Origin of the sequence: Sutterella sp., assembly GCF_052272535.1 — a bacterium.
Taxonomy (GTDB): Bacteria; Pseudomonadota; Gammaproteobacteria; order Burkholderiales; family Burkholderiaceae_F; genus Sutterella.
The window spans coordinates 1-9,662 of sequence record NZ_DAVZJY010000077.1 but is presented as its reverse complement, the minus strand read 5'-3'; the positions used below and the strand labels follow the sequence as shown (position 1 = coordinate 9,662).

Genomic DNA, 9,662 nt, shown 5'->3' with positions numbered 1-9,662 from the left:
GTTAGCGGCGATCTGCGCCGCACCAGGAACCGCCCGCGGGACCGCGCGCCCCGGCGGATCAATGGAGAGAGGAATGTCCAGCAATACTCGACGCAGACTCATCCGCGGCGGCGCCGCGCTTCTCGGACTCGCAGCCGCGGGCACCGCGGCGGGCGGGTGGGCGCTCTCGCGTCCCGAGATCGGCACCCAGCCCACGGGCGAGCGGCTCGCGCGCATCAAGGCGTCGCCCAACTGGGCCGACGGGATGTTCCGCAACCTCGATCCGCTCGAAACGTCGAAGTCCGGGAAGTCGCGCACCGAGATCATGCTCTCCTTTCTCACGGAGTCCAATCCCGGGCGCTTCCCCGCAGGCCCCATGCCCCACGCCTCCTCGCGCCTCGCGGATCTTCCCGACGACCACTTCGCGTGGCTCGGGCATTCGGGGTTCTTCATCCGCATGGGCGGCAGGCGCCTCCTCATTGACCCGGCGATGCACCAGGCGTTCCCGTTTCCGGGCTTCTACAAGCCCTTTCCCGGAGCGGACGCGCTCCAAACCGGCGACCTTCCGCCGGCGGACGTCCTTCTCATCACGCACGACCACTACGATCATCTTGACTCCGCGACCGCGGTCGCGCTCAGAAGTCGCGTGGCGCGGGTGGTCTGCCCGCTCGGAGTGGGCGCACACTTCGACCTCTGGGGCTGGGCGCCGGAGCGCATCACCGAGCTCGACTGGTTCGAGTCCACGCGGGACGGATCCCTCACGATCACGGCGCTCCCCGCGCAGCACTTCTCCGGTCGCACCTTCCAGGGCAACCAGACGCTCTGGGCGGGCTTCATGCTCGAAGCCGGAGGCTTCCGGCTCTATCACTCAGGGGACACGAGCTTCGGGCGGCACTTCGCGATGATCCGGAAGGCCTTCCCGACGATCGACCTCGCGCTGCTCGAAGACGGTCAGTACGACGAGGACTGGCCGGGCGTGCACCTGCTGCCGCCCTCGTGGCGGCGCGCCGCGCAGACGCTCGCACCCCGGGCGGTGATGCCGATCCACAACTCCAAGTTCTGCATCTCGCACCACCCGTGGAAGGATCCGCTCGAGAACGCCGTGCGCACCGCCGATGAACTCGGCCTCGCACTCGCCACGCCGATCATCGGCGAGCCCGTCGCGCTCGACCCGGCGCTGCGGCCCGTCTTCCACCGCTGGTGGGAGCGCGTCTAGTCCAAACGCATCGTAGAGAGCGGCGCCCGCTCGCGGCGCTCGAGGCCCGCCCTGCACCTCAAAGGGCGCGGCATTCACGTCCGCCTCAAAGGGCGGTGCCGGAGGAGATCAACCGGAGCGGAGGAAATGCCGCAGAAGGGGCTGCAAGCGCCGGACGCGCTTCAGTCGTGTGCGTGGGGGAATTCCGCCGGCGCCTCGGCGTGCGGCGCGTGAATCTCCACGCCCGCCGCGTGGGCGTCCTCGTGATCGTGGGCGAAGCCGAGGAGCAGGAGCGACAATGCGCCGCCCGCGAAGACGAAGGCGAGGCGGGCGAGGTTCGCGCGCAGCCCCGCGCACCCTTCAAACGCTTCTGGGAGGAGTGCAAAAAGCGTGATGTACGTGAAGGAGGCCGCAGACATCGCGAGCGCATAGGGCAGCAGCCCCTCGAAGAACCCGACGGCCGCGAGCCCGGCGAAGCCGCCGAAGACGGCCGCCAAAGCCGTGCCGAGGCAGAAAAGCACCGCCGCGCGGCTTGACCTTCCGGCCGAGCGCAGGATCACGAGGAACCCGGCCTGCTGCGGGAGCTCATGGGCGAGGACGGCGAGGGCCGCGAGCCACCCGGCGCGTTCGCTCACGAGAAAGGTGGTGGCGATCAGCACGCCGTCCACGAAGCCGTGAAGGGCCGCCGCCGAGAAGAGCCCGGGGAGGCTCTGCGCCGGCGCCGGGCCGCAGTCCGCGTGCCCGTGTCCGGCGCGACCCGCACCGATGAGCCGTCCGAGGACGAAGAAGACCGCAACCGTGAGGAGCATCGCGAGCCCGAGCCGGTGCGGATCCGCCCCCTCGGCCTCGAAGGCCTCGGGGAGGAGGTGCGTCAACGCCATCGTGAGCAGAAACCCGCAGGCACCCGCAAGGAGCGCGTCGGCCGAGCGCGCCAGAGGCTTCGCCACGAGCCAGAAGGCGCAGCCGAGCGCGAGCGCGCGGGTGGCGGCGTTCGCGAGAAAAACCTCAAGAATCAACAGGATGCTCATGATCCGCCCTGAGTATTGTGGAAAAAACGTAGGGAGGAATGCTTGGTCTGCGGAGAAACCGCATTCGGTGGAACCCGCATTCTGCACCTTTCAGCCTAGAAACGACCTCTCTCCCCCGCAGAAAACCCCGAAACGCCCGTTTTTCAATCAATCTGGACCGAGTCGCTCCCATCGGACGGGATTCCGTATTTGACATAAGGCAAGAAACCTGCAGACGACTTTACAAACGTTTCGTTACAACCCCTCGGATAAATGTGAGTTTTTGCCTCCTCCGCTCCCTCCAAATGTCCGCATTACGTACCAATACTTAATAAATCTGATTGATTCTACGGAAATTCTCGATCATATAATCGAATCAAGTCAGAGAGCCTTTATGAGGGCTTCTGCAGGCCTGTTGGGCATGCGCGCCCTCCGGCTTCTCTCACCCAATCTCACGCCCATCCCGGGCGCAGGAGAAATCTCATGGCATGTAAGTGCAAGATATCGCTAGCGTGGCAGATGATGATCGGCCTCGCACTCGGCGTGGTGGTCGGCGCATTCGTCGACACCTCGTTTGCTCAGACCTACCTCCAGCCCCTCGGCACGCTCTTCATCCGTCTGATCCGCATGGTGGTCGTTCCCCTCGTGGTCGCCACCATCATCGCCGGTGCGGCGGGCATTTCCGACACCTCCAAGCTCGGCCGCGTCGCGGTGAAGATCCTCTGCGTCTACGGCGTGACCACGGCCATCGCGGTCGCGATGGGCCTGCTCTTCGCAAACCTGATCCAGCCGGGTCTCGGCCTCAACCTCTCGACCGACGGCCTCGCCGCCAAGGCCGTGAAGGCCCCGGCGCTCTCCGACACGCTCCTCAACATCGTGCCGATCAACCCGATGGAAGCCATGGCCAAGGGCTCCATGCTTCAGATCATCTTCTTCGCGGTGATCTTCGGCTTCGGTCTTGCGGCCCTTGGCGAACGCGGCAAGCCCGTGCTCCACTTCTTTGAAGTTGTGGGCGACGTGATGATCCGCGTCACCGGCTACGTGATGCGCTACGCCCCGATCGGCGTCTTCGGCCTCATTTCCTTCACGGTTGCCAAGCACGGCCTCTCGGTGCTACTGCCGCTCTTCTCGCTCATCGTGACGTCCTTCCTCGCGACGGCGACCCTCGTGATCGTGATTCTTCTGCCGATGGTCGCCATCTTCGGCAAGACCGGTCCGGTGAAGTTCTTCAAGGGCATCTTCGAGCCGTGGCTCGTCGCCTTCACGACGTGCTCGTCGGCCGCCGCGCTCCCGGCGAACCTCAATGCCGCCCGCAAGCTCGGCGCCTCGAAGGCGATCGCCTCCTTCTCGATTCCGCTCGGCAACACGATCAACATGAACGGCACGGCCGTCTACATGGGCGTCTGCGCGATCTTCGCGGCTGAAGTGTTCGGCATTCCGCTCACGTTGGGCGACCAGCTCACGGTTGTTCTGATGGGCGTTCTCGCCGCCATCGGCACCGCCGGCGTCCCGGGTGCGGGCCTCATCATGACGACGGTGGTCTTCACGCAGGTCGGCATTCCGCTCGAAGCCGTGGCGCTCATCGCCGGCATCGACCGTATCCTCGACATGATCCGTACGTCGATCAACGTGGTGGGCGACGTCGCCGCCGCGCTCGTCGTCTCGAACATGGAGGGCGACCTCAACAAGGAACCCTACGTCGAAGGCGAAATGTAGTTCCATCCCTTTGCGGCGGAGGGCGCCCGGACATCGTCCGGTGCCTCCCGCCCGAGAAGAAGGAGAAGGGCCGGACGGGCAGCTGCAAAGCCGCTCTCCCGGCCTTTTTTTCATTTGCTTCCTTCCGCCCTGCACGACTTCTTTGCCGACTGTTACGAAGCGCCGAGCGCTCCGCCTCCATACGGTAGGATGCGGGGATCGAAAACATTCTCCCGAAGGAGCGCGGCATGCCGCCTCCTGCGCAACAGACTTTCACGAGGTTCCCCCACCATGATCAAAGCGATTCTTCCCGCCGCGCTCTGCGCCGCCCTTCTCGCCGGCTGCGCCGCCACGGGCGGCCCTGCGGGCGAAGCGGCCGAACTCGCCGGCCGCAACTTCATGTGGACGGGCGGCGTGAGCGAGGACTGCGAACTCCCGCCCACGCTCAACTTCGGCGCCGACGGGAACCTCTCCGGGTCGGCGGGCTGCAACCGCCTGCTCGGCCAGTACAAGCAGGACGGCAAGAAGGTTGATCTCTGCGAGATCGGCACGACGATGAAGCTCTGCGCTCCGGCCTTCATGAAGGTCGAGCAGCAGTTCCTCGGCCTGCTGAAGGAAACGACCTACATCACGAAGTCGGGCGACGGGATCGACCTCTGGACGAAGGACGGCAGGAAGCTCACGACGCTCGTGCCCGAACGTCCGGGCAAGTGCGATTGACGCTTCAAGCGTGACTGCTCTCCGCCCGCAAGGCGCCGCCGGACTCCGGTCCGCGGTGCCTTTCTGTTTTTGGGGTTGTCGGTCCCTCTGCGCACGGAGGAAAACCGCAGAGCGCCTTCCCGCGCTATTGTGTGGGGACCTTTTCCGACGGCCCGTCCTCCACCCATGCTCCGCGCGCTCCTCACGACGCTTCTCCTGCTCGCACTCCCCGCCGCCGGCATGCGGAGCGAGCCGACGCCCGAGCCCGTCCTCCGGCATACCGTCGAAGTGGATGAAATCCCCGGGCCCTTCGTGCGCTTCGGGTACCTCAAGCCCATGAAGGCCTACGGCGAGCAGAACTACCAGCCGGGCGAACCCGACATCCGCCGGCCGCTCTCGGCGTACCTGCGCCGGTCGCTTCCCGAAGTGCGCTTCGACTTCGTCGAGTACGAGCTCAAGGACCTCCTTGAAGTGGTGCGCCGCCACGAGGTGGACTTCGCGCTCATGAGTTCGGGCCAGTACGTCGAAGCGCTCCCGTCGGGCGCCTATGCGCTCGCCACCGTCTACACGCAGCGCTTTCCCGATCCGAACCGCTTCACCGCGGCGCTCTTCGTCACGCGCTCGGACCGCACGGACGTCAACTCGATCGCCGACCCGACATGAGGGGACTGCGCGCCGCCTTCAACAACCGCGCGAACTTCATCAACTACCAGCTTCCGCTCGCGGAGATCGCACTCGCCGGCTTCAACCCCGACGACTTCTTCGTGCGCGAGGTCTTCACCGACGACCGCCCGCCCGAGGTCCTCAACCTCCTGCGCAGCGGGCGCGCCGACGTGGGCGTCTTCCGCGTCTGCGAATACGAGACGCTCATGGACCTCCATCCGGAGCTGCACGGCGTCTTCAAGCCCGTCGCACTCAAGAGGGGCGGCAACCAGGCGTGCCTGCGCTCGACGGACCTCTATCCGGGCTGGACCGTCGCCGTGACATCGAGCATCGACCCGGCGCTCACCAAGTCTGTCGCCCGGGCGCTCTTCGAGATGCCCGTGGACCCGACAAGCGGCCTCGGCTGGAGCATCGCCACGGAGTTCGAGCGCGTCAACGACCTCTTCCACCTGATCCGCATGGGCCCCTACGCGCACCTGCGCGCCTGGACCGTCGCCCGCATCTGGGATGAATACCGCGAGATCATCATCGTCCTCACGGTGCTCTTGGCCGGCTGGGTGATGCACTGGCTCTCCGTCGAGCGCCTCGCGGAGCGCCGCGCCCGGGCGCTCGCCGAAGCGCACCGCCGGCAGCTCGAGACCGAGGCGAAGGCGATGGCGGCCGAAGAGCGCTCGGCCGCCCTATCGCGGTTGGGCGTCGTGAGCCAGCTCTCCTCGATCTTCGCCCACGAGATGGGGCAGCCCCTTTCGGCGATCCGCTACCGCGCGCGAGGCCTCGCCGCGCTCGTCCGTCAGGGTCGCGGCACGGAGGAGGCGCTCCTCTCGGCGCTGCGCACCATTGAAGAGCAGAGCGAAAAGGCCGCGAGCATCCTGCAGAAGGTACGCGCCTACGCCAAGGGCCGCACCTCGCGCGAAACGTCCGTCCGGCTCGACCTGATGGTGGAGAACACGGCCGCGGACCTCAGACATTCCGGAAGGCTCCTCGCCCCCGCGAAGATCGCACTTGCGCCCGTCACGGTGAAGGGCGACGAGCTCGAACTCTCCATCGCCGTCCTCAACGTCCTCAAGAACGCCGCGGAAGCCGCGGGGGACGCCCCCGACGCGCTCATCGAGGTGAAGGACGGTCGCGCGCTCCTCTCGGTCGTAAATACCGGGCGCGCGCTCACGCCCGAAAAGCTCCAGACCTCGATGACGCCGCTCGCCTCGCAGAAGGAGAACGGCATCGGACTCGGCCTCATCATCATCAGCTCCATCGCCGAAGCCCACGGCGGGAGCTTCTCGCTGCGGCCGCGCCCCGAAGGCGGCGCCGCCGCGCTCCTCACGCTTCCCGTCCTCCCGGACGACTCCCCGTCATGCCCGCCAAAGACGCCCTCACCCAGCTCCCCGACCCCGTGATCCGCATCGTCGACGACGATCCGGAAGTCCTCGACTCGCTCAAATTCATGCTCGAGTGCGAAGGCTGGCGCGTGCGCGCCTACGCCTCGGGCGCGGATTTCCTCAAGGACCTCAACTCCGCCGAGCCCGGGTGCCTGCTCCTCGACGTGAGGATGCCCGACCTCTCCGGTCCGGACGTGCAGCGGCGACTCGCCGCCCGGGGCTCCCGGCTTCCCGTCGTCTTCATCACGAGTTACGCCGACATCGACGCTGCCATCACGACCCTGAAGGCGGGCGCACGGGACTTTCTCCTGAAGCCCGTGGATCCCGAGAAACTCCTCGCCGTGATTCAGCGCGCCGTCGACGAGAGCCGCCTCACGCTCGCGGGCGCCGCCGTGCCGCAGAACGCCGCGGCGGTTCTCGCCGGCCTCTCCGAGCAGCCCCGGCGCGTGCTCGAGCTCATGACCGAAGGACTCAACGACGCCGCAGTCGCCGAGCGCATGGGACTCTCCGTGCGCACCGCGCAGGTCTACCGCTCCAACGTCTACAAGGCCTTCGGCGTGCACTCCGTCAAGCAGTTCGAACTCCTCATCCCGGCAATTCGCGCCGCGCAGGCCGAGCTCGCGCGCGGCTGAAGCCTGCGGCCGCGCGCCCGCTCACTTCGGGTTTCTCCTCACCCACGCATTCCGCGGGATCTGCGCCCCGTCGAATTGCTTAAGCAATCCGGCCTCGAAACTACGTACTGCAGATTGATTCCGGATCCCGCCCGCGCCGCACCTCAGGCCCTCAGGGCGCAGGACCGCAGCTCTCAAGGAGGAGAACAATGAAGAAAGTCATGCTTGCCGCCGCCGTCGCCCTCGCCATGACGAGCGCCATGGCCGCCGACCAGACCTACAACGTCGACCTCGTGATCGTCGGCGCCGGCGCGGGCGGAACGGTCGCCGGCGTGAGCGCCGTCGAAGGCGGCCTCAAGACCGTGATGCTCGAGAAGAACGCCTTCGCGGGCGGCGCGGGCAACTTCATGGAAGGGTCGTTCGCCGCGGAAAGCTTCCTGCAGAAGGAAAAGGGCGTGAAGCTCACGAAGACCGAGGCCTTCAACCGCATGGCCGCCTACCATCACTGGCGCATCAACGCTCCGCTCGTGAAGGCCTTCGTCGACAAGTCCGCCGATACGATTCAGTGGATTGATGACCACGGCGTGCATTGGAAGGAAGTGAAGACCGCCTGGCGCAACAACGACGTCCTCACGTGGCACATCTATCCGGGCGCCGGCTCGCTCCCGAAGGCCATGGTGAAGACCTTCAAGGAAAAGGGCGGCGAACTTCTCCTCTCCACCCCCGCCGAGAAGCTCATCATCAAGGACGGCAAGGTTGAGGGCGTGGTCGCCAAAAACAACAAGGGCGACACGATCACCGTCCATGCGAAGAACGTCATTCTCGCGACCGGCGGCTACAACTTCAACGAGAAGATGGTGAAGGAACTCACCGGCATCGACATGATCCCGGTGGGCGCTCCGGGCCGCACGGGCGACGGCATCCGCATGGCCTTTGAGGCCGGCGCCGTCGGCGACAACATCGGCCCGATGATGATCAACGGCGCCTTCATGCCGGCTCCGGGCGAAGCGATCTGCAACGGCCCCAACAAGGAGGTCCGCGCGCTCTTCCGCCAGGGTCTCCTCTATGTGGACTCCACGGGCGAACGCTTCTTCAATGAGGAACTCACGATCGACTGGCCGACCGCTTCGAACGCCATTGCGCGCACGGGTGAATACACCTACATCGTCTTCGATGAGAAGACGAAGAAGGAGATTTCGACCGAAGGCAAGGGCTATCCCAACCCCTGCGGCAACTTCATCCAGCGCCATCAGGCCGCCACGCAACTCGACAAGCTCCTGAAGGAGAACGAAGCGAAGGGCAACGTCTTCATCGGCAACACGATTGAAGAGGCCGCCAATAAGGCTGGCATGGTTCCCGAAGTGCTCCGCGCGACCACCGAGCGCATGACGAAGTACGCCAAGCAGGGCAAGGACGAACAGTTCGGCAAGGATCCGTACTACCTGCGCACGATCGACCAGGGCCCCTTCTACATCGTCCGCGGCAAGCTGAACACCCTCACGTCTTTGAACGGCGTCAAGGTGAATGCGGACCTGCAGGTTCTCGACAAGCACGAGCACCCGATCCCCGGTCTCTATGCGATCGGTCATGACGCGGGCGGCGTGTACGGCGACTCCTACGACCTGAAGGTCGGTGAAGGCACGGCTTCGTCCTTCGCGATCAACTCCGGCCGCATGGCGGTCGAGCACATCCTGAAGAGCGCCAAGTAACCGCACGTCCTCTGGGCGGGTTCGTCCCGCCCTTCTGAAGGACGGAAGGCTCCGGCAGGGAAACCGCCGGAGCCTTTTTCCGTTCCGGGCGCGCCGTGCCCGACTCCGGGTTCACAGAACTCCTCGGGCCTTCCGGCGTGTCGTCCTCTGGGCCGGCGGCCGGCGTTCAATGAAGGATCAGCGTTCCGCGTCGAGAATCGCCTCAGCGGGCGACTTGCGGCCCTCCGCGACGTCGAGATAAGCGTTGCCGTACTGCTCGAGCATCCCGACCGGAATGACGAGCATGTGGCCCAGCTGCTCGTCCGAAGGCTCCCCGGCGTCCTCCGGGCAGTCCACGTACATGCGGTAGCGCACTTCGCCGTCCGAGAAGTCGAACTCGAAGTTGCCGCGCTTGAGGCCGTAGTTCGCGCGGGTGATGAATTCGGCGACCGCCGGGCGGTGCGCCTCGTCCACATTCGGGAGGAACGCGTAGCACTTGATGAGATCGTCCTCCGGATCGATCACGATGCGGCAGCGCTCAAGACGGCAGTCGAGCTTGCTGCCGGCGAAGAAGACCTTGGCGTCCGAATCGAATTCATACTCCAATTCGATCGCATTGAAGAAGCGCGTGACACGTTCGATGAGGCCTGCCTGGTTCATGATGAACTCTTTCTCCTGTTGGATGGATTTTCCGGGCGCACTCGGGCGCCCGGGTTTGACATCCTCTCCGCCCTGAAGGACGGAGATTC

The 9,662-nt window shown here is 65.7% G+C and carries 9 protein-coding genes; 7 read left to right on the top strand and 2 right to left on the bottom strand.

From position 1 onward, the window contains the following. The first annotated feature begins 73 nt into the window (after positions 1-73). Positions 74-1,195, top strand: coding sequence for an MBL fold metallo-hydrolase (locus ACT6Y9_RS05490; RefSeq protein WP_443743789.1), 1,122 nt, complete (start codon positions 74-76; stop codon positions 1,193-1,195). A 161-nt stretch (positions 1,196-1,356) separates the two neighbouring features. Here ACT6Y9_RS05490 and ACT6Y9_RS05485 read toward each other — a convergent pair whose 3' ends face one another. Further along, positions 1,357-2,202, bottom strand: a complete 846-nt coding sequence (locus tag ACT6Y9_RS05485) for a ZIP family metal transporter (RefSeq protein WP_443743788.1) — start codon at positions 2,200-2,202, stop codon at positions 1,357-1,359. Between the two features lie 462 nt (positions 2,203-2,664). Between ACT6Y9_RS05485 and ACT6Y9_RS05480 the strand changes: the two genes are divergently transcribed. The 6 genes from ACT6Y9_RS05480 to ACT6Y9_RS05455 all read left to right on the top strand — a co-directional run bounded on the left by ACT6Y9_RS05480 (position 2,665) and on the right by ACT6Y9_RS05455 (position 8,934). Next, the gene (locus tag ACT6Y9_RS05480) at positions 2,665-3,897 is read left to right on the top strand and encodes a dicarboxylate/amino acid:cation symporter (RefSeq protein ID WP_443743787.1); all 1,233 of its coding nucleotides are present in this window, start codon (positions 2,665-2,667) and stop codon (positions 3,895-3,897) included. Between the two features lie 270 nt (positions 3,898-4,167). Then, on the top strand, positions 4,168-4,596 hold the full coding sequence (locus tag ACT6Y9_RS05475; protein ID WP_443743786.1) for an META domain-containing protein: 429 nt from the start codon (positions 4,168-4,170) through the stop codon (positions 4,594-4,596). 165 nt (positions 4,597-4,761) lie between these two features. Beyond that, positions 4,762-5,238, top strand: coding sequence for a hypothetical protein (locus tag ACT6Y9_RS05470; protein ID WP_443743785.1), 477 nt, complete (start codon positions 4,762-4,764; stop codon positions 5,236-5,238). Continuing rightward, positions 5,235-6,632, top strand: coding sequence for a sensor histidine kinase (locus ACT6Y9_RS05465; RefSeq protein ID WP_443743784.1), 1,398 nt, complete (start codon positions 5,235-5,237; stop codon positions 6,630-6,632). Before ACT6Y9_RS05470 ends, ACT6Y9_RS05465 begins: the two co-directional genes overlap by 4 nt. Then, positions 6,590-7,246: a response regulator transcription factor gene (locus tag ACT6Y9_RS05460; RefSeq protein ID WP_443743783.1), complete on the top strand. Its 657-nt coding sequence runs from the start codon at positions 6,590-6,592 to the stop codon at positions 7,244-7,246. The genes ACT6Y9_RS05465 and ACT6Y9_RS05460 overlap by 43 nt, the downstream gene beginning before the upstream one ends. 188 nt (positions 7,247-7,434) lie before the next feature. After that, on the top strand, positions 7,435-8,934 hold the full coding sequence (locus ACT6Y9_RS05455) for an FAD-dependent oxidoreductase (protein WP_443743782.1): 1,500 nt from the start codon (positions 7,435-7,437) through the stop codon (positions 8,932-8,934). A gap of 177 nt (positions 8,935-9,111) precedes the next feature. Here the strand turns inward: ACT6Y9_RS05455 and ACT6Y9_RS05450 are convergent, their stop codons facing one another. After that, on the bottom strand, positions 9,112-9,573 hold the full coding sequence (locus ACT6Y9_RS05450; RefSeq protein WP_443743781.1) for a YbjN domain-containing protein: 462 nt from the start codon (positions 9,571-9,573) through the stop codon (positions 9,112-9,114). Positions 9,574-9,662 lie beyond the last annotated feature (89 nt).

Bases quoted from the DNA above. Each gene is read 5' to 3' on its own strand.
- ACT6Y9_RS05460 (WP_443743783.1), top strand. From the start codon at position 6,590: ATGCCCGCCAAAGACGCCCTCACCCAGCTCCCCGACCCCGTGATCCGC.
- ACT6Y9_RS05470 (WP_443743785.1), top strand. From the start codon at position 4,762: ATGCTCCGCGCGCTCCTCACGACGCTTCTCCTGCTCGCACTCCCCGCC.
- ACT6Y9_RS05485 (WP_443743788.1), bottom strand. From the start codon at position 2,202: ATGAGCATCCTGTTGATTCTTGAGGTTTTTCTCGCGAACGCCGCCACC.
- ACT6Y9_RS05490 (WP_443743789.1), top strand. From the start codon at position 74: ATGTCCAGCAATACTCGACGCAGACTCATCCGCGGCGGCGCCGCGCTT.
- ACT6Y9_RS05465 (WP_443743784.1), top strand. From the start codon at position 5,235: ATGAGGGGACTGCGCGCCGCCTTCAACAACCGCGCGAACTTCATCAAC.
- ACT6Y9_RS05475 (WP_443743786.1), top strand. From the start codon at position 4,168: ATGATCAAAGCGATTCTTCCCGCCGCGCTCTGCGCCGCCCTTCTCGCC.
- ACT6Y9_RS05480 (WP_443743787.1), top strand. From the start codon at position 2,665: ATGGCATGTAAGTGCAAGATATCGCTAGCGTGGCAGATGATGATCGGC.
- ACT6Y9_RS05455 (WP_443743782.1), top strand. From the start codon at position 7,435: ATGAAGAAAGTCATGCTTGCCGCCGCCGTCGCCCTCGCCATGACGAGC.
- ACT6Y9_RS05450 (WP_443743781.1), bottom strand. From the start codon at position 9,573: ATGAACCAGGCAGGCCTCATCGAACGTGTCACGCGCTTCTTCAATGCG.